Annotated in this window: 18 protein-coding genes; 8 read left to right on the forward strand and 10 right to left on the reverse strand. The window is 62.8% G+C overall.

From position 1 onward, the window contains the following. Window positions 1-97: 97 nt before the first annotated feature. Window positions 98-391, reverse strand: coding sequence for a hypothetical protein (locus tag N2A98_RS03190; RefSeq protein WP_003188208.1), 294 nt, complete (start codon window positions 389-391; stop codon window positions 98-100). Between the two features lie 245 nt (window positions 392-636). Here N2A98_RS03190 and pbpC point away from each other — a divergent pair, with 245 nt between their 5' ends. From pbpC to N2A98_RS03220, 6 genes are all read left to right on the forward strand, one after another. Next, complete coding sequence (gene pbpC, locus N2A98_RS03195) at window positions 637-2,928, forward strand: peptidoglycan glycosyltransferase PbpC (RefSeq protein WP_275623587.1); 2,292 nt, start codon at window positions 637-639, stop codon at window positions 2,926-2,928. Between the two features lie 169 nt (window positions 2,929-3,097). After that, window positions 3,098-3,406 carry a MazG-like family protein gene (locus N2A98_RS03200; RefSeq protein ID WP_003188211.1) on the forward strand — a complete coding sequence of 103 codons (309 nt, stop codon included), beginning with the start codon at window positions 3,098-3,100 and terminating at the stop codon, window positions 3,404-3,406. After that, on the forward strand, window positions 3,399-4,148 hold the full coding sequence (locus tag N2A98_RS03205; protein ID WP_044271124.1) for a methyltransferase: 750 nt from the start codon (window positions 3,399-3,401) through the stop codon (window positions 4,146-4,148). Before N2A98_RS03200 ends, N2A98_RS03205 begins: the two co-directional genes overlap by 8 nt. Window positions 4,149-4,171: 23 nt before the next feature. Continuing rightward, window positions 4,172-4,774, forward strand: coding sequence for a DUF4136 domain-containing protein (locus N2A98_RS03210; RefSeq protein WP_078467818.1), 603 nt, complete (start codon window positions 4,172-4,174; stop codon window positions 4,772-4,774). Between the two features lie 43 nt (window positions 4,775-4,817). Further along, window positions 4,818-5,375: a DUF4136 domain-containing protein gene (locus tag N2A98_RS03215; protein WP_078802422.1), complete on the forward strand. Its 558-nt coding sequence runs from the start codon at window positions 4,818-4,820 to the stop codon at window positions 5,373-5,375. Between the two features lie 268 nt (window positions 5,376-5,643). Continuing rightward, window positions 5,644-7,587, forward strand: a complete 1,944-nt coding sequence (locus N2A98_RS03220) for a pilus assembly protein TadG-related protein (protein ID WP_275623012.1) — start codon at window positions 5,644-5,646, stop codon at window positions 7,585-7,587. Window positions 7,588-8,079: 492 nt separating this feature from the next. On the opposite strand, the gene N2A98_RS03225 is transcribed toward N2A98_RS03220, so the two are convergent. Together N2A98_RS03225 and N2A98_RS03230 are read right to left on the reverse strand one after the other, a co-directional pair. Further along, window positions 8,080-10,821, reverse strand: a complete 2,742-nt coding sequence (locus N2A98_RS03225; RefSeq protein WP_275623013.1) for a PAS domain-containing sensor histidine kinase — start codon at window positions 10,819-10,821, stop codon at window positions 8,080-8,082. Next, window positions 10,818-11,255 (reverse strand): TadE family protein, encoded by a 438-nt coding sequence (locus N2A98_RS03230; protein WP_003188217.1) that lies wholly within the window; start codon window positions 11,253-11,255, stop codon window positions 10,818-10,820. Before N2A98_RS03230 ends, N2A98_RS03225 begins: the two co-directional genes overlap by 4 nt. Before the next feature lie 71 nt (window positions 11,256-11,326). On the opposite strand from N2A98_RS03230, the gene N2A98_RS03235 reads away from it, so the two are divergent. Beyond that, window positions 11,327-11,830 (forward strand): prepilin peptidase, encoded by a 504-nt coding sequence (locus tag N2A98_RS03235; RefSeq protein ID WP_275623014.1) that lies wholly within the window; start codon window positions 11,327-11,329, stop codon window positions 11,828-11,830. Between the two features lie 71 nt (window positions 11,831-11,901). After that, window positions 11,902-12,687, forward strand: a complete 786-nt coding sequence (locus tag N2A98_RS03240) for a response regulator transcription factor (RefSeq protein ID WP_032893746.1) — start codon at window positions 11,902-11,904, stop codon at window positions 12,685-12,687. 115 nt (window positions 12,688-12,802) lie between these two features. Here N2A98_RS03240 and N2A98_RS03245 read toward each other — a convergent pair whose 3' ends face one another. From N2A98_RS03245 to N2A98_RS03275, 7 genes are read right to left on the reverse strand one after another with little or no spacing between them, the layout of a single operon-like run. Next, the gene (locus N2A98_RS03245) at window positions 12,803-13,072 is read right to left on the reverse strand and encodes a DUF3613 domain-containing protein (RefSeq protein WP_047712481.1); all 270 of its coding nucleotides are present in this window, start codon (window positions 13,070-13,072) and stop codon (window positions 12,803-12,805) included. Between the two features lie 10 nt (window positions 13,073-13,082). Next, a complete protein-coding gene (locus N2A98_RS03250) occupies window positions 13,083-13,808 on the reverse strand; it encodes a tetratricopeptide repeat protein (RefSeq protein WP_044271138.1) in 726 nt (241 codons plus the stop codon). A 10-nt stretch (window positions 13,809-13,818) separates the two neighbouring features. After that, entirely contained in the window at window positions 13,819-14,706 is an 888-nt protein-coding gene (locus tag N2A98_RS03255) for a type II secretion system F family protein (protein WP_044271141.1), read from the reverse strand. Between the two features lies 1 nt (window position 14,707). Further along, entirely contained in the window at window positions 14,708-15,589 is an 882-nt protein-coding gene (locus N2A98_RS03260) for a type II secretion system F family protein (RefSeq protein WP_044271143.1), read from the reverse strand. Between the two features lie 9 nt (window positions 15,590-15,598). Further along, window positions 15,599-16,870, reverse strand: coding sequence for a CpaF family protein (locus N2A98_RS03265; RefSeq protein ID WP_044271145.1), 1,272 nt, complete (start codon window positions 16,868-16,870; stop codon window positions 15,599-15,601). Continuing rightward, a complete protein-coding gene (locus N2A98_RS03270; protein ID WP_003188228.1) occupies window positions 16,867-18,060 on the reverse strand; it encodes a Flp pilus assembly protein TadZ in 1,194 nt (397 codons plus the stop codon). The genes N2A98_RS03265 and N2A98_RS03270 overlap by 4 nt, the downstream gene beginning before the upstream one ends. Next, window positions 18,057-19,262, reverse strand: coding sequence for a type II and III secretion system protein family protein (locus tag N2A98_RS03275; protein ID WP_044271148.1), 1,206 nt, complete (start codon window positions 19,260-19,262; stop codon window positions 18,057-18,059). Before N2A98_RS03275 ends, N2A98_RS03270 begins: the two co-directional genes overlap by 4 nt. Window positions 19,263-19,273: the final 11 nt, after the last annotated feature.

A 19,273-nucleotide genomic window follows, 5' to 3' on the forward strand; every position in this document is an offset into this window, starting at 1 on the left:
CGTCAACGATAACGCGGGTTTCCTGGATTAACGCGGCGTCTGTGAGTTTTTCGCGAGCAAGCTCGCTCCTACAGAGGAGAATCGAGTGGTTGTAATGTCAGTGCACGACCCAGCTCAGCAACCACAGCCCCAGCATCAGCCAGATGATGCCCACGATAATCGAGGCCCGCATAAAGGCGCGTACCGCCGAGTAAAGGAACAACAGGCCGACGATCAGGGTGATGATGCTGATGATCGACGTGTCCATGCCCAGGGTGCGTGACAAGCCGTCGATAAAGTTGCCGCCGGCGTGGGTCAAGGCCCCGAACAAACCGCTGAGCCCGTCGACGATAAAACGGATGACGGAACCGAGCGCCTGGCCCAACCATTCGAAAAAGCTTTCTACCTGCATGTGCGTGTCCTGATGAGAAGGTGGGCGTAACTGTGCCTTTGGTTGTCGATAACGCAGGCGAGTTCCCTGCAAGCATAGAGGTTTGCCCGTTTGAGTTTTAGTTTAATCACCTGCGGATGTACTCAGTCCAATGTGGGAGCGGGCTTGCTCGCGAAGGCGGCGTGCCTGTGACATCTCTGCCAACTGACCCACCGCGTTCGCGAGCAAGCCCGTTCCCACAGTTATTGCGCTGGGCTTTGGGTGGTGTGGTGTTGGTGGTTGCCCTGCTATGGCTGGCCGATCGCATCTGGCCCTTACCCCTGCCCCAGGACGACCTGGCCCGAGTGGTGCTGGCCGAAGATGGCACGCCCCTGTGGCGATTTGCCGATGCCAATGGCGTATGGCGCTACCCGGTACACACCCGCGAAGTCTCGCCTTATTACCTCGACGCGCTGCTCACCTATGAAGACCGTTGGTTCTACCAGCACCCCGGCGTAAACCCGTTGGCGCTGGTGCGGGCAACCTGGCAAAACCTGAGCGGCGCGCGGGTGGTCTCCGGCGGCAGCACCTTGTCGATGCAAGTGGCGCGCTTGCTCGACCCGCACTCGCGCACCCTGCACGGCAAGTTACGCCAGCTGTGGCGTACCGCGCAGCTGGAGTGGCACCTGTCCAAGGACGAAATCCTCAACCTGTACCTGAACCGCGCGCCTTTCGGCGGCACGCTGCAGGGCGTGGCGGCGGCGAGCTGGGCGTACCTGGGCAAGTCGCCGTCACAGCTGACCCACGCCGAAGCCGCGTTGCTCGCGGTGTTGCCCCAGGCGCCGAGCCGTTTGCGCCCGGACCGTCATCCGCAGCGCGCCCAGGAGGCCCGCGACAAAGTGCTGCGCCGCCTGGCCGAGTTTCAGGTATGGCCGCAATCGGCGGTTGATGAAGCGCTGGAAGAGCCTCTTTTGCTCGCCCCACGTCTGGAGCCAAGCCTGGCGCCCTTGCTGGCACGCCGCCTGAACCGCCCCGACAGCCCGCCACTGATTCGCACTACCCTGGATGCCACCCTGCAACGCCGTCTCGAAGACCTGCTGTTGGGCTGGCGCGCACGCCTGCCGGAACACACCTCGGCGGCCATTCTGGTGGTGGAAGAAGAAAGCATGGCGGTACGCGCCTACCTGGGGTCGGTGGATATCAATGACACCAAGCGCTTTGGCCATGTGGACATGATCAGCGCGCTGCGTTCGCCCGGTTCCACCTTGAAGCCCTTCCTCTACGGCATGGCGTTGGATGACGGCCTGATCCACTCCGAATCGCTGTTGCAGGACGTGCCTCGGCGCTATGGCGATTACCGCCCTGGCAACTTTTCCATGGGCTTTACCGGGGCGGTGCCGGCGAGCACGGCGTTGTCCAGCTCGTTGAACCTGCCGGCGGTGCAACTGCTGGAAGCCTACGGGCCCAAGCGCTTTGCCGCACAGATGCGCATCGGTGGCATGCCGTTGGCGTTGCCGGCGTTGGCCGAGCCGAACCTGGCGCTGATCCTCGGCGGCGCGGGCAGTCGCCTGGAAGACCTGGTGAGCGGCTACAGCGCCTTGGCCCGCGATGGCAAGAGCGCCACCCTGCGGTTACAGCCGGACGATACGCTCAGGGAGCGGCCGTTGCTGTCGCCCGGCGCCGCATGGATTGTGCGGCGCATCCTCAGCGGCCAGGCGCGGCCCGACCGCGACCCGCGCGCCGAGTTGGTCCAACGCCCGGTGCTGGCGTGGAAAACCGGCACCAGTTACGGCTTTCGCGATGCCTGGGCGATTGGCGTGGGCCCGCGTTATCTGATCGGCGTCTGGATCGGCCGGCCCGATGGCACGCCGGTACCGGGGCAGTTCGGCCTGGCGTCGGCAGCGCCGTTGATGTTGCAGGTGCATGACGTGCTGACCAACCGCGACAGCCAGCGCGGCATCAGCGCGCCGGTCAAACCGGTGCCGGCCAATATCGGCGTGGCGGCGATCTGTTGGCCGCTGGGCCAGACCATGAGCCGCAGCGACCCCAATTGCCGCCGCCAGCGTTTTGCCTGGACCTTGGACAACACCACGCCGCCGACCTTGCAGGCATTGGATCAACCCTTGAGCGTGGGCTTGATGGAAAGCATCTGGGTTAACGCCAAAGGCTTGCGGGTCGATGCCCGTTGCCCTGGCGCAACCCCGCAAAACATCGCCCTGTGGCCGGCGCCGTTGGAGCCCTGGTTGCCCAGGGTCGAGCGCCGCGAAGCGCGCATCCCGGCGGCTGATCCGGACTGCCCACCACCGGCGCTGGCTGCGGCGTCGCCCTTGTCCATTGTGGGCGTGCGCGAAGGCGATCAATTGCGTCTGCCCGCTGCCAGTCAACAAGCCTTGCGCCTGAAAATCTCTGCGTTGGGCGGCAGTGGCCGGCGTTGGTGGTTTCTCAATGGTGCGCCGTTGGGCGACAGCGCCAATCAGGACAGCATCAATGCCAGCTTTGAACGGCTGGGCCGCTATCAGCTCAGCGTATTGGATGAAGCCGGTCAAACCGCCAGGCTCGAGTTTAACGTCGTCGACTAGCCCCCACTGTAGGTGTAGGAGCGAGCTTGCTCGCGAAAAACGTCAACGATAACGCGTGCAGCCAGAAAGCCCGCGGTGTCTTGGGGTTCTTCGCGAGCAAGCTCGCTCCTACAGAGGCTTGCGTTCATCCCCCATCCCCCTGAAGCTATACCCATTCAGGAGCCCCCGCATGAACCTCGAACACCTCACCGAACGCCTGCACCGCATCCGCGATACCAACGACTGGAAGCAGTTCCACAGCCCGAAAAACCTGGCCATGGCCGCCAGCGTGGAAATGGCCGAGCTGGTGGAAATCTTCCAATGGCTCACCGAAGACCAATCCCGCCAACTGCCCGCCGATAAACTCGCGCATGCGGGCCAGGAGGTCGGCGATATCGTCTTGTACCTGCTGTTGTTGTGCAGTGAACTGGGCCTGGATATGAACGAAGTGGTGCGCGCCAAGCTGGCCGATAGCGAACGGCGGTTTGCCCATGAGTGATCGTCATTTCGACCAGTTGGCCACGCGCTTTGCCGAGAAGATCTACGGCGGTGCCAAGGGCGCGATTCGCCTGGCGGTGCTCCAGGCCGACCTGGTGCAAGCCCTGCCGCAGCGGCCGTTGCGCGTGCTGGATATCGGCGCAGGCCTGGGGCACATGTCGCTGTGGCTGGCGGAGCAGGGCCATGAGGTGACATTGGCCGAACCCGCCGCGCCGATGCTTGAAGGGGCGCGCCAGCGCTTCTCTGACGCGGGCCAAAGCGCGACTTTTATTCATGCACCGTGGCAGGACTTGCTCGGCCAACTCACCGAGCCTTACGATCTGGTGCTGTGCCATGCCGTGCTGGAGTGGTTGGCCGAGCCCCACGCCATCTTGCCGGTGCTGCACCAACTGACGCTGCCGGGTGGCTGGTTGTCCCTGGCGTTCTACAACCGTGATGCGTTGATCTACCGTAACTTGCTCAAAGGCCACTTCCGCAAAATGCGCAAGAACGACATGGCCGGCGAAAAGCAGAGCCTGACGCCGCAACAACCCCTGGACCCACGGGAGTTGGCGGCGCAACTCGAGGGGTTGTGGCAGGTCGAAAGCCAAAGTGGCGTGCGAGTGTTCCACGACTATATGCCGGTGGAATTCCAGGCGCGCGCCAACTTGCAGGACTTGTTGGAGATGGAGCTCGCTCACCGTCGTCACCCAAGCTTTGCCGGGCTTGGGCGATATTTGCACTGGATCTGCCGCCCGGTTTAAGCGGCCCAGCGTGGGAGGTCGACATGCGTCGTCTCGGTTTAATCCTGTTGTCTTTAGCGCTTGGGGCGTGCTCGAGCCCCAACCCTTACGTGGCCAGTTCGGCACCGATGCCACCGGCGCCCGCCCAGGCGGCCACCACCTTTGATGCCAGCGCCTACCCCGCGCCGGTGCGCGACTATGGCGCCTACCGCAGTTGGGGCTGGCTCAACGGCCAGTTGCCGGCGGGCACGGCCTGGGCCGATTCGGCGCAGATTGCCGAGGCGGTCAGCGGCGCTCTCGACCAGCGTGGCTTGCGACCCTTGCATGACAAGCGTGCGCCTGACCTGCTGGTGAGCGCCGATGTACGCCTGGAAAAACGCCTGCGCCAGGTCCAGGACGATTATGGTTACGGTTACGGCGGCTATAACCGCTATGGCAACGGTTACGGCATGTACAACAGCGTGCCGGTGGTGCGCACCTATGAGGTGACCGTGGCCGTGGCGCGTATCAGCCTGTTCGATGCGCGCACCCGCCAGCCGGTGTGGAGCACCAGCGCCGAAACCACCAGCCAGGGCAGCCTGAGCGAACGCGCCGATAGTTTGCGCAAGGCGATGCAGAAGGCAATGGCTGCCTATCCGCCCAGTTAGCAGCTATTCTCATTACAGGCCCACGTTGTTTTTGGAGAACACCATGCTTTGTCGCATCGCTGCACTTGCTGTTGTCATGTTGCTGGGCGGTTGCCAGAGCAACCAGGTCAACCACGATTTCGACGCCAGCCGAGACTTCGGCGCCTACCGCAATTGGGCCTGGAAAGACCCGGCGTTGCAGTATCGCCCCGATGACCCGCGAATCAAGAGCGACCTCACCGAGCAACGCATCCGCCAGGCTGTGGGCGAACAGCTGGATCAGCGCGGTTTGCGTCCTGCGGCGACGGGTACCAAGGCTGACCTGAATGTACAGGCCTACCTGATCGTCGAAGACCGCCAGCAGCAAGTCACCACCAACTATGGCGGCGCCTGGGGCGGCCCATGGAATGGCTACTGGGGCGCGCCGATGTACAACGAAACGCGCAGCATCACCTACAAAGTGGCGACCATCCAGATCGACCTGCTCGACGGCAAGGACGGCAAGCTGGTGTGGCGCGGCAGCGACGAGCAAATGATGGCCAGCACGCCCAACCCCGAGGACCGCAACAAGGCCATCCGCAGCACTGTGACCAAGATCCTCTCCAACTACCCGCCGCGCTGATCACCCCCTCTCACCCCTGTGGGCGGGCTTGCTCGCGAAAGCGGTGTGTCAGTCACTGCTTCAGTGACTGCCCTACCGCTTTCGCAGGCAAGCCAGCTCCCACATTTGATCTTCAGTGTGTTGAGCATAGCGTTCGCTTAGCTGAGTTGTATTAGGGGGCCGACATTTACGGCATCTCCGTCAGTCGCCAATGTGGCGAGTTGCCAGCAACCTGCCGAAGCCTTGTCTACACTCCAGTGCAACGGAGAGTTAGCGCAGGAGTGCTTCGATGTCTCCCCGATTCGGCTCCAGGCAGCGTGGTGCAATTGGCTTGATGGCGGCAGGCACCTTGGCCTTGGCCCTGGTGTTCACGTTGCTGGCGGTCGATAGCGGGCGCTTGTATTTGGAAAAGCGCAAGTTGCAGTCCGTCGCCGACACCTCGGCGTTGGAGGCGGCAGGTCTGGGTGGCCAGTGCGGTACCAACACCACGGCCAACGCCTATGCCACGCAAAATGCCGCGCGCAACGGTTTTTTGGTCGGTAATGGCAACACCCTGGCGGTGACGTGCGGCACCCTGGCAACCAATGCCCTCAACACCCGCGTATTTAGCGCCGATGCCACTAAGAGCGACGCGATCCGCGTGGTGGCCTCGCGCACCGTCCTGACCAGCATTGCCAATGGCCTGTGGAACCTGTTCAGCGGCGCGCCGATCACCCCGCAAATCAACTTGAGCGCCACCGCCGTCGCCGCGACACCGCCGCCCGTGGCGCAGCTGTCGATCCGCAGCAGCCTGGCCAGCGTTGATTCAAGCAAATCCCCGCTGCTTAACCTGGTGATCGGCAACCTGCTTGGCGGTAACCTGTCGCTCACGGCGGCGGGTTGGAACGGTTTGCTGCAGACCAACGTCAACCTGCTCAGTTACCTGGACCAACTGGCGATCAACCTGAACGTGAAGGCCGGTGACTATGACGCCTTGCTCAGTACCGCGGTCTCGGCGACTCAACTGATCGACGCTGCGGTGAAGGTCTTGCAGAAAAACGGTGCGGCGGCCACGGCGGTCATCAATGACGTGATATCGATTCAAGCGATTGCGCCGAACAGCAAGCTGTTGACCGTGGGCGACCTGATCGACATCGCCACCGGCACGCCAACGGCGGCGCTCAACAGCAACGTGCAGTTGTTTCAACTGCTGGAAGCGGTGGCGCAGTTGTCCAGTAGCAAGAATGCGGTGAGTGCGGCGGCCCAGGTCGCGATTCCGTTGGTGGGCAATGTGTCGGTCCAGACCAAGGTCATCGAACCGCCGCAGTTGTCGGCGATTGGCAATCCTGTATTGGCCAAGAAGGGCTTGCAGAATACCCCGCCAACCGATCAGATTTTTGTACGCACCGCGCAAGTGCGCACGTTGGTGACCGTGCAGGCGCCGATCATCAAGGCGGTCTCTGGCGTGGCGTCCATATTGACGGGCCTGGGCACGCCGGTGTCCCAGGTGGTCAAAGGGTTGTTGAACCTCAACCTGCCGGCGGTGGTTGGCGGGGTGTTGTGCCTGGTGGCCTGCAATGTGGCTGACGTCGATGTCACGACGTCGCTGGCCATTTACATTGAAGCCGGCAGTGCGCAAACCAATGTCACGGATTTCAATTGCGACTCGCCGGCCTCTAAATCCTTGACGGTGAAAACCACCACGTCCCTGGCGACCCTGGCGGTCGGTACGGTGGATCCGGTGGCGGCTTTTTCTTCCTCGGCTGCAGTCAATGTGCAGCCGGTGAGGTTGATTGATTTTGGCGAGCGCTACTGTGTCGTTCTAACGCTGCTGTGCAGTCCCAACCGTACACCGAATGTGGGGGGCGGTTTGCTGTTGAAAGCCAACTCCACCATTGCCGGGCAAACCAGCACCATGGTATTTGCGCCGGTGGCCGAGATGAATGCGCCGCCCACCTACAAGTTTGCGCCGGGCACGGCCAATATCGTCGGCAGCCTGGTGTCGACGCTTAATGGCTTGCAGGTGACTTACGCACCGCCTAGCGGCACTGTCTCCAATGGTGCGTTGGCTGGGGTCGCCGGGTTGTTGGCGACTATCACTACGGCGGTGGTGGGGCTGATCCAGAATGTGTTGTCGCCGATTCTCGACCCCATCGTTAATACCTTGCTGAGTGCCTTGGGCATCAACCTGGGCAATGCCGAAGTCGGTGCCAACCTTACTTGCCATATGGGTCGGGCTTATCTGGTGATTTAGCTGACCCCCCGAGTTCCAAATGTGGGAGCTGCCTTGCCTGCGATGGCTGCCTGTCAGCCGACACTTCTCTAGCTGACACCCTACGATCCAACTGTGGGAGCGGGCTTGCTCGCGAAGGCGGCCTGGCAGTCAACACAGTTGTGTTGTGTACATATCCATTCCTGCGGTAACGGCCACTTAGGGTTCCGCTCTGACAGCGGGTCACTTTTGGAAGGACCGGAATGCCGGCCCAGCCAAAAGTAACCAAAAGGTCCTCGCCCCACCACTCGGCACCTCGCTTAGGCTCGGTGTGCCCGTAATCCGCCAGTGATTTGGGGGGCCGCCGCCACGCGCCATCCATGGCGCGGGGCGGCTAAACCGGCATCCCTGCCGGTTTACCCCCCAAATCCCTGGCGAATTCCGGCCAGCGTGGTTTAACGGGGCGCCTGAGATCAAGATCACAAGCAGATCAAGATCAAGAGCGGCTCGCTTCGCATCGTGGTTAGCGTTGAATTAGTTCTGCGCGATGGTGAGTTCGATGCAGAATCTCGCGCCGGCCTCGCCGTTGGTAACGCTCAGGCGTCCGCCCATGTTTTCCACAATCCCATAGCTCACCGAGAGGCCCAGCCCGGTCCCCACGCCTATCGGTTTGGTGGTAAAGAACGGCTCGAAAATCCGCTCCAGCAGGCGCGGGTCTATCCCGCCGGCGTTGTCTTCGACCCAGATGCGTACATGGCGGCTGTCGTGCTCGCTGTGCAGGGCAATCCAGGGGCGCAGGGCAGGGTCTTTTTCTCGCTGGCTGAGCAGGGCGTCGCGGGCGTTGACCATCAGGTTGATCAGTACTTGTTCCAGTTGGTCGACATAGCCTTTGACCTGTACCGAGAAGTCGGAAGGGCTGATGCGCACGTCTACACCTTTGCCGCGCAGGCCTTCGCTGAGCAGGGAGAGGGTGCCCTCCAGTGCCTGCGCCGGGTCGAAGGGTTGCTGCTCGATTTCCGAGCGGCGGCCGAAGACGCGCATGTGGTCGACCACTCGTGCGGCGCGTTGTACCTGGGCGTCGATGCGTTGCAGTTTTTCCGTGAGGTAGTCGATCTGCGCGTCGCCATTGCCCAGGCGCTTGAGCACATTGGCGATGGCCATGCGCATCACGTTCAGCGGCTGGTTGATCTCATGGGCCAGGCCGGTGGCCATTTCGCCGAGGGTGGCCATTTTTGCGCTTTGGGTCAGTTGTTGCTGGGAGCGGCGCACCTCGGTGTTGTCGCGGCCCACGGCTTGCACTTCGATCAGGGCGCCTTGTTCATCGAAGACGCCGCGGTCCGACCACACCCACCAGGCATGTTCGCGTCCTGGCAGTTGCAGGCTGATTTCCGCGGTGCTCACCGGGAATTCCGGGGTCAGTTGCTGGATGCGCTGCACAAAGGCGGCGCGTTGTTCATCCGACAGCCACTGGCCCAGGTTGATGCCTGGCAATTGCTCGGGCCGGCATTCCAGGTAATTGGCCAGCGGCGTGTTGCCGAAGGTGAGGATCAGGTCGGGGCGGTAGCGGCAGATCATCGCGGGCGAGTCTTCCACCAGGATGCGGTAGCGCTCCTCGCTCTGGCGCACCTGCTCGGCGGCCAGGGTCGCCTCGGTGACGTCCAGCCACAGGCCTACGGCTTCCACCGGCAGGCCGAGGTCGTCGCGCAACAGCTTGGCTTCGTCGAGCAGCCAATGGTAGTTGCCTTGTTTGTCGCGCAGGCGGTAGCGGCTGCGCACGTTGCCTTCGCGCAGCAGTTGGCGGGTGCGTTCGAAGTAGTGTTCACGGTCGTCGGGGTGGATCAGCGCTGCCAGGGTGTCGTGGTTGCAATCGGCCAAGGTCCAGCCCAGCAACGGCAACAGGCTGGCGCTGAAGAACGCCGGGTGCAGCGCGCCGTTGACGTAGCGCTGCACGTAAATAATGGCCGGTGAGCTGGCGATCAGGTTGTCCAGGCGCGCATGGGCGGCGGCGGCTTGCAGTTGTTGGTTCTGGATGTCGCTGATGTCGAGCATGAAGCCGATCCAGCGTCGTTCATTGCCGGCGCCCAGCACTTGGCCTTGTATGCGGTACCACAGGGGCGACTGCTCGGACTCGGTGCGTTGCAGGCGCACGCTGGTCAGCAACGGCTTGCCCAGGGCTTGCAGGTCTTGCAGGCGGCTGTTGAGGGCCTGGCGGTCGGCGGGGTGGATGAGTTCGAGCCAGGTGCCGAGGGGTTGGCGGGTGGGGCCGTCGTCCAGGCTCAGGTTGCGCAGCAATTGTGGCGCCAGTTGGATTTCCTGGGTGACGGGCAACAGTTCCCACCAGCCCGTGCCGAGCAGGCCTTGCAGGGCTTCCACGCGTTCCAGTTGCTGGTGGTGACGCTGTTCGCGCAGGCGGCCCAGCAGCGGCGCGGCGAGTGCTGCGCACAGGTTCAGCCAGTCACGCTCGCCGGTGTGGTGTGCATGGCCGTTATAGAAACCACACAGCAGCCACGCGGCGGCGCCATGGCTGTCGCGGTACGGCACCAGGAAACCGTCGGCATTGCCAAACACACTGCGCAGGCGCGGGTTGTCGCTGCGGCCCTGGGCAATGTCCAGGCTCAGTGGCGTGTTGCCGTTGATGCTGTCCAGGCTGGTGCCCAGATGCTGCCCGGTTTGCCACAAGGCTGGGGCGTCGTGGGCAGCGTATTGGCTGTAGATGCGCCAGCCCTGGTCATCCTCATCGAGCAGTGCCATGGCGACGCAGGGGATGCTCCAGCGCTGGGCCACGCTGCGCAGGTGTTCGCTGAACACGTGATGCAGGCGGCTGAAACTGCAAACGCGCAGCTGTTCGCTCATCAGGGCGGCGAGTTGGTGGTTTTGTTCGCGTTGCTGCACCCGTGCCCAGTCGGCAAGCAGGTCAGTGATGTCCAGCAGGTGCAGGGCCCAGGCGTCGCCCTCTGGCTCGAGCCAGCCGCGGGTATGCAGGACCTGGCCGGCGGCGCCCTGAAAGTCCAGATCCAGGCCGTGTCGTTGCCACTCCTGCGGCGTGCCCTCGACACTCAGCGCGCTGTCGGCACACAGCAAGGTCTGCAAGGGTGGGTTGGGCGCATTGGCAAGATGCTGGGCAAGCAAAGGCCTCAAGGCGCCCGTGATGCTCAGCACCCGGCCCAGGTTGTCCAGTTGCACTTGCAGGCCCGGCGCGGGCGTCGTTGGCGCGTCCAGAGCCAGGGCGCTGGTAAGCCCGCGCAGGCGTGCGAACAATTTATCCCCTGTCGTCAAAACTGAAGGCTCGAGGTGGCAGTGAGGTTGGTGGGCAGGTTGGGTACGGTACCCACCCCAGGCAACACCAGGGCCGGCAAGACCGCTTTGATATTGGCCGAGGGGTAGGTGATCTTCACCGTCAGCAAATTATTGGTGTAGGTGGCGGTGATATAGCCGGGCAAGAACTTCAATGAGCCGGGGATCCAGTTCAACTGGGCCTGGGCTGCATCCTTGGCGCGTTGCACAACCAGGGCCGAATAGCCGGCGGTGCTGGGGTCCAGGGACACACTGCGGCGTACCCCTTCGGCGGCCGCTTGGTGAAATGACTGCATCAACAGCAGCGGCAAGCTGTAGCTGAGCATGCCGTAGAACACCGCAAAGAAAATCACGAAGACCAAGGCAAACTCGATCGCCGCAGCACCTTTTTGCTTTCTCGGGAGGCTCGATTTCATGACTGCGTCTACCCTGAGGCGAGTACTTGATATCAGCATAGAATCATTCAGCCAAAAGGGATGTTTTTTACGTGATCCAGACGCTAGTGATTGTGCTGTGGTTGGGCGTATGTGCCGTGCAGGATATTCGCCAGCGCCAGATTGCCAATACGTTGACCCTGGGCGTCGGGCTGCTGGCGTTGATTTACCTGCTGTGGGCGGGGTCGACGTGGCTGGGCGCGCCCCCCAGCGAGGGCGGCCTGGCCCTGGCTTTGGCGCTGGTGCTGACCTTGCCGGGCTATGCATTGGGCCGCTTTGGCGCAGGGGATGTGAAGTTGCTCGCCGCCCTGGGGCTGGCCTCCAATATCGAGTGCCTGCTGGGGTCGCTGATCGGTGCGGGCATCGCCATGGTGGCCTGGACACTTATGCATCAAGGGCTTAGCTCAAACCGCGTTGAGCGGGCAGGGCCAGCGTCAACAAAACAGCCCTTTGCGCCCTTCGTTTTGACAGGTTTTGCTGGCAGCTGGTTTTGGATCCATCAGTCGCACGAGTTGATTAATGCTATGTACATAGTCGGAAAGTACGTCTACGTTTAATGAGTAGTTGTGTAGGAATTTTCGTCAGAAAGGATAGGTCATCATTTGGCTTGCCAGGCATGGAGTAGCGCGTGAACAAGCTTACGTCCGCAGTAAAAGTGCTCGTAGTCGACGATCAACCTTTAATCGTGGAGGAGCTCTGTGAATTTCTTGAAAGCAGCGGGTACCGTTGTGTCCCGTGCGAGTCCAGTGAGCAAGCTGTCCAGCGTTTCAAGGAAGACCTTCAGATCGGTTTAGTGCTGTGTGACCTGCATATGCCGGACATGGATGGCATCGAGCTGGTGCAGGCGCTGCAACGGATCGCCGGCAAGCATCGCGCGTTCGAAGCGATCATGCTTACCGGTCGCGCCGACAAGCAGGATGTGATCAAGGCCCTGCGTGCGGGTATCGCCGATTACTACCAGAAGCCGATCAACCTCGATGAATTGCTCGAAGGCCTCAAGCGCCAGGAAGCGGCGTTGGAGGAGCGGCAAAAAGACCTGCAGCTGGGCACGCTCAACCAGAAGTTGCAGTACCTGTCCGAATCCATCAACGACTTGTATATGGACTTGGACAAGGTGCGCCGCAACCCGACGCCCCAGGACCATGACGGGGACTCATCGGCCGATGACGCCGGGCCGGTGGAGATCCCGGCGATCTTCAATCAACTGTCACCGCGCCAGTTGGACGTGGCACGCCTGGTGGGCAAGGGCCAGACCAACTACCAGATTGCCTGTGAGCTGGGGATTACCGAGAACACGGTCAAGCTGTATGTGTCCCAGGTATTGCGCCTGACCCATATGCATAACCGCACGCAGTTGGCGCTGGCGTTGTCACCGAACAACTCGGCGATGCGCCAGCGGGTCACGGCGCACTAGCACCGCCCTACTGTAGGAGCGAGCTTGCTCGCGAAAAACACCTAGACAACGCGGTTACCCAGGATGCACGCGTTATCGTTGACGTTTTTCGCGAGCAAGCTCGCTCCTACAGTGGTTATTTGCTGCCCTGCGCAGTGCCGCCGACTTTCTGATCAAAGAACTCCGGGATCGGGTGCTTGTTGCTGTCCAGCCAGCGCTTGAGCGCCTGCTCGCGTTCTGCCGGCGTGGTTTTTTGCGGGTTGGCCGAGGCTGCGCGACCGCTCAGTTGCAGCGCCATCCAGTTTTCCGTTTCTGCCTGCCGGGGTGAAGACGGCCCCGCTTCGATGGCCGAAGCGAGAAGGGGCAGGGCCAGGCAGGCAAGGCCGGCGAGGTAATGGAATTTCATCATCGACTCCTTATTTCACAGAGGCCGGCAGCGTGTCGCTGACCACCGCTACCTGATCTTTGACTGGACGCTGCGGTGCCGTTCCAGCCTCCTTGAGGTGTTGCGCCCGCGCCTGGGCCCGGGTCACCTGCTCGGGGCTCAAGCCGAGTTGGCCGACCACTTTCGCGGCTTGCTCCCAGTTGTCTTGGTAGATCAGTAACGTCACCAGGTTGACCGCCGCCAGTTGATCGCTCTGCTTGAGCTCGATGGCGGTCATGAATTCAAAGCGTGCGTCTTCCAGGCGCCGTTGGTCGAGGTAGACCACGCCCAGGTCATTGCGGATTTTTTCGTCGGTGGGCGCCAGCCGTGCCGCCCGTTGCAGGTGGGCCATGGCCTGGCCGTTGTCGCCCTTGGCCGATGCCAGTTGCCCCAGGCCGTGCTCACCGTCGGCGGCCAGGCAAGTGCCCAGCAGGCTGCGGTACAACGGCTCGGCGTCAGGGCGGCCCAGCAAGCGATAGGCACGGGCCTGGCGTTGACGAACCTGGGGCAGGGTGCTGGGTAGGTTCTGCAGGTTGGCGAGGCTGGCGTGCAGTTTGCCTTCGTTGGCCATGTCATCGGCCAGGTTCAGCGACAGCTCCTGGTCGGAGCTGGGCTTGGGGCAACTGCCCGGTGCCAGCAACCCGGCCCACGGAACCTGGCCATTACTGGCACAGCCGCCCAGCATCAGCAGGCTCAAGGCGACGATCAGTGGTTTCATGGCAGGCTCCTCAAAAGTTATTCAAGGCTCGGGAAATGGCGATCATCGCCGGCCCCCCAAGCACGATCAGCAAGGCGGGAAACAGGAATACCATCATCACCACGGACATCTTCGCGGACATCTTCGAGATGTATTCCTGCAGACGGGTCAGGCGGCGGTCGTCGAGCAACTGCTTGAGGGCCAGCAAGGATTTCATCGCGCCGCCGCCCTGGTGGATCAACTGCTGAAGAATGATGCAGGTGTCGGTGAACTCATCCACGGCCAGCAGGCGTGCGGTCTTGCCCAACTCTTCGGACAGCTCCAGGCCCGAGTCGACCCTTACCAGGATCAGGCGCAGTTCATGGGTCAGGTCCGGCAGCAAGCGCTGGGCTTCGGTGCTCAACACCCGCAGCGATTGCTCAACCGCCATGCCGGATTCGAACAGGATGCGCAGCAACGGAATGAAGGTGGAAATTTCCCGCGCGATGCGCTCCTGGCGGTATTTCGCGCTGAGGGCCAGGATGCGCTTGGGCAGCAGGTAACCGATGCCCAGGGCAATCGCCGGGGCAATCCAGGGCGAGCCAGCATGGGGAAACAGCAGTTGCTGGCCGAGCAGGGTCGAGCCCAGCAGCACGACGGGCACGCCGATCTGGAAAGCGGCAAACATGGAGCGCTGGTTGGCTTTGCGCCAGCCGACGCGGTTGAGCAGGGTCTGGGTTTCGTTGTCCAGGCTGACCGAGCGCTGGGCCACGGCGCTGGCGCCCAATTGGCGCATCAGGCTGCCGAGCTTGTCCTCGCGGGCCAGTTGGCCTTGCAGGCGTTGGCTGACCAGGCGTTGACGGCGCCGTTGCTCCAGCAGGTTGCCGACGATCAGGGCGACGGCGGCGAGCGACAACAGGATGCAGATCAGGATGGCCATCTCAGATACTCCGCAACATGCGCCACATGACGAAGGTGCCCGTGATGTCGAGCGCCGCCGCGGCCAGCAGCAGGTAGCGCCCGGTACCGTCGTTCCACATGCTCATCAGGTAGCCCGGGTTGACCATCAAAAAGTAGCCGACCATGGCGATGGGCAAGCCCGCCAACACATAGGCGGTCATGCGCGTTTCGCCGGTCATGGCCTTGAGTTGGCGCGCACCCTGTTCGCGCTCGCGGATCATCTTGATCAGGTTTTCCAGCAGTTCGCTGGCGTTGCCGCCGTAGCGGTGGTTGACCTTCAGGCCCAGGGCAAACAGGCGGAACTCATCGCGCTCGTAAAACTCGGCAAAGTCGCTGACCGACTCCGGCAGGCTCACGCCCATTTGCACGTTACGCTGGATGCGGCTCATGGCCTGTTTGAGCGGCGCTTCGGTGCTGTCGATCGCGCCCAGCACGGCGTCCGCCAGGGTGCGCCCGGACTTGAGGCTGCGCACGCTGTGGTCCAGCAGTTGCGGTAATTGTTCGATCATGCGCTGCACCCGCCGTTGGTAGCGCCAGGCGATATACACCCGCAGCAGCAACGGCGGCATGGTCAGCATCACCAGCAGGCCCAGCCCGCCGGCCAGCAGGTAACCCAGCAACATGCCCACCGCCCAGCCACTCAACCACAACCCCAGGCGGTCGGTGGGCTTGCCCAGGCCGGCGCGCTGGAACATGCGCTCCAGCGCGACCCAGCTGCCGTTCGGCTCCTGGGGCACCGGCTGGCCATCGGAGAGCCGCTCCAGCACCCGGTCGGTGCCGGCCTGGCGCAGCCCGCGCTGGAACAGCCAGACGGACAGGCTGATCAGCAGGACGCAAATGAGCAGCAAGACAAGTCCGGTCATGAGGCCTCTCTACAACGGCAATGCCGATTCGCGCCGCAGCTTGTCGCCGGCCGGGTTGAGCGCTTCGCGCAGGAAGCCGAAACCGGTACGGCGGTCGAGGCGGAACAGGGTGTTGGTGACATACACGTCGTCGCGCACGCCCACCACTTCCACCACCTCGCTGACGCAACGGCGCCCATCGGGCAGGCGCGTCAGTTGAACCACCACATCCAGTGCGGCGCAGATCATCTGCCGCAGGGTTTTCTCCGCTACCACACGGCCGGTCAGGCCTACCAGGGTTTCCAGGCGCAACAGCGCGTCCTGGGCATTGTTGGCGTGCACGGTGCTCATGGATCCGTCATGGCCGGTGTTCATGGCCGTCATCACGTCGAGCACTTCGACGCCACGGATCTCGCCAAGGATGATGCGGTCCGGGCGCATCCGCAGGGCGTTGCGGATCAGGTCGCTGGCCTTGACCTCGCCATGCCCTTCGGCATTGGGCGGGCGGGTTTCCAGGCGCACCACATGGGGGTGGCCCAGTTGCAGCTCGGCCACGTCTTCGATGGTGACCAGGCGTTCGTGGGGGTTGATCAATTGGCTGAGGATATTGAGCAACGTGGTCTTGCCGGTGCCGGTGCCGCCACTGATGAGGATATTGCAGCGCTTGCCCACCGCCTCCTGGAAGAACTCGAAGATGTTGTGGTCGATGGTTTGCATCGCCACCAGGTCGCTGCTCTTGAGCATGTCCTTACGAAACTTACGGATCGACAGGCACGGGCCGTCCAGGGCAATCGGCGGGATGATCGCATTGACCCGGCTGCCATCGGGCAAGCGCGCATCGACCATCGGCGACGACTCATCCAGGCGCCTTCCGAGGGGCGCGAGAATGCGCTGCATCACGCGTTCTACATGGTGCGCATCGATAAAACGCAGGTCGCTCTGGTGGAGCACCCCGTCACGCTCGATAAACACCCGGTGCGGGCCGTTGACCAGAATCTCGGTGATCGACACATCGCGCAGCAGCACTTCCAGCGGGCCGAAGCCGGTCAGCTCATCGACGATTTCCTCAGCCAGGCGCTCCATCTCATAGCGCGAGATCGCCAGGTGCATGCGCGTGATGTATTCGGCCACTTTGTCGATGACAAATTGCGCCAGGGATTGGCGCGAGCCTTCCAGCAGGTTCTGGCCCGACTCTTCGATGGCATCGATGATGTAGCGATGCAGCACCAGTTTCAGGCCGTCGTGGTCGTTGTGCGCGGCTGCCCCACGGGCCGGGGCGCCGAAGAGTTTTTCGCTGTTCATCGACTCGTCCCTAGCAGGCGTTCGAACCAGCGTGTCGAAGGTTTATCCAAGCCTTCGGTGCGTTTGGCCAGGCGCTCGCCCAGGTGGCGCAGGGCTTGGGTCAAGGCTTCGCGTGGGGCCAGGGTGAACAGGCTTTGCCCCTGGTTCTTGGCGTTCAGGCGCACTTCTGGGCTCAGGGGCAGCACGGCGATGCACTCCAGGCCGAAGCTTTTTTCCAGGGCTTCGGTGTCGGGGGCACAGCCTTTGATGTAGCGATCGACGAGCAGCTTGGCATGGTCGAGCTTCATGCCTTTTTCGCGCCACAGGTTCAGCACCGCCAGGTTACGCCGACAGTCGAGCACGCCCTGGTCGGTGCACCACAGCAACTTGTCGCAGTGGCTGACAAAGGTGCGCAGGGCTTCGCTGTCGGCTTGCCCGGTGAGGTTGACCACGATGTGCTGGAAGTGCTGGCGCAAGGCGCTGAGCAACATGTACAGCTCGGCGGCGCTGGTCATTTCCAGGGGCTCATCGCTGGCGGCGTAGGCGAGGATGCGCAGGCCATCGTCGGTGCTGGTGAACGCGCTGTTGATCAGGGTGGCGTCCAGGCGGCGCAGGTGGCGCAAGGCGTCGCCGAAATTGAAGGTGCTGTCCAGGCCCAGCAGCGCCAGGCTGTCACCCTTGGGCAGGCCGAGGTCGAGCATCAGCGTCTGCTGGCCACTCTTTTGCACCACCATTGCCAGGTGGCTCGCCAGCAGGGCGCCATCGGTATTGCCCTGGGCACCGTAGAGCACGGTGAGGCCGCCGAGATGGGCGTTCGGCGCCGTGGGCGGCAAGCGCTTGCTCAGGCGTCGTACCAGCCCGGCCACTTCGCTGGAGCGCGAGCCATAGGCGACAAAATCCCGGGCGCCGGCACGCATGGCGTTGAGTACCAACTGGTTATCCATGCCGTCGCCCAAGGCCACCACCGCCAACATCGGCTTGGCTTCCAGGGCGCCTTCGATCAAGGCGCTCTGGGCCACCAGGTGTTCACGGTCCAGACCCACGAACACCAAGTTGGCGAAGGTCACGTCTACCAGTGCCAGCAATTCATCCAGGCTGCCGCCGCCCACGCTGATCACTTGGCCAAGGGGCGCCAGCGCGCCCTGGAGCCATTCCAGGTCGGTGCTGTTGCGGGTGATTGCCAGGAAGGTCTGGCTCAGGCTATCGCTCATTGGGAAAGTCCACTGCGACGGTCGAAGTTGCCGTTTTCCAGGAAGAACAGGCGGAACCAATTCGGGTCGTAGGTGCGCAGTTTTTCGCCGGGCAGCGACGGCAACTGCGCATTGGCGGCCAGTGGCTGCACCAGATGCGGCGTGACAATCATCAGCAGTTCTTTTTCCTCACTGTTGATATTGGAGTCGCGGAAGAAAGCACCAATGATCGGGATGTCGCCCAGGCCCGGCAGCTTGGCGATGGTGGAGCGGTTGGTGCTGCTGATCAGGCCGCTGATCACGAAGCTTTCGCCGTCGGCTAACGACACGCTGGTGTCGGTGCGCCGGACGGTGAGGGCGGGTACCTGGATGCCCTGGATCCGGATCGCGTTGTTGTAATCGAGCTCGCTGACTTCCGGGGCGACTTTCAAGGCGATGCGGTTGTGGTCGATGACCGTGGGCGTGAGGGTCAGGCGAATGCCGAATTCCTTGTACTCGATGGTGATGGTATCGCTGCCGGCACTGGGCACCGGAATCGGCACTTCGCCGCCGGCCAGGAAGGTCGCGCTCTGGCCGCTCATGGCCACCAGGCTCGGGCGTGCCAGGGTGTAGGCAAAGCCGCTGCTTTCCAGGGCGTTGATCAGTGCCTTGACTCGGCCACCGCCAAACCCGATGTTGAAGTTTTCGGCGCTCACCGGCAATTTGAAGATGCCCTCTGAAGGGGACAGCAAGCTCGGGCTGCCGAGGAAAAAGTTGTTGCCCATGCCGAGGATCTTGGTGCTGGCCTCCTTGAGCTTGGTTCGGCTGACTTCGACGAAGCGGATATCGGTCTGCACCTGGCTGGGCAGCGTCGGGTCTTCGGAGGGCGACAGCGATTGGCTGGTCAGCGCCGAGGTGGCCTTGCCCTTGACGAACACCATGCTCTGGCGCGGGGTGGTCGAGCAGCCTGTCCACACCATCAGGCTGGTGGCCCCGCTGCCGACACCGGTGAGCAGGAAGTGGCGGTCGCCGTTGACCCGCACGTCGGCGATTTTCGGGTCGCCGATGGCCAGGCGCGTAATCGCTACCGGCGATTGCAGCTCGGTTTGCAAGCCTTCGCCCACTTCGATCACGGCGGGCAACTGGCCCAGGGCGTTGCAGCTGCCCGATGCGCCCATCGCCATGCCCAGGGGCAGGCACGGCAGCATCAAGGCCAAGGCCAATTGAGCGTAGCGTTGGCTCATTCAAGGCATCC

It is taken from the genome of Pseudomonas sp. FJ2-5-13 (assembly GCF_029201605.1).
GTDB lineage: Bacteria > Pseudomonadota > Gammaproteobacteria > Pseudomonadales > Pseudomonadaceae > Aquipseudomonas > Aquipseudomonas lactis.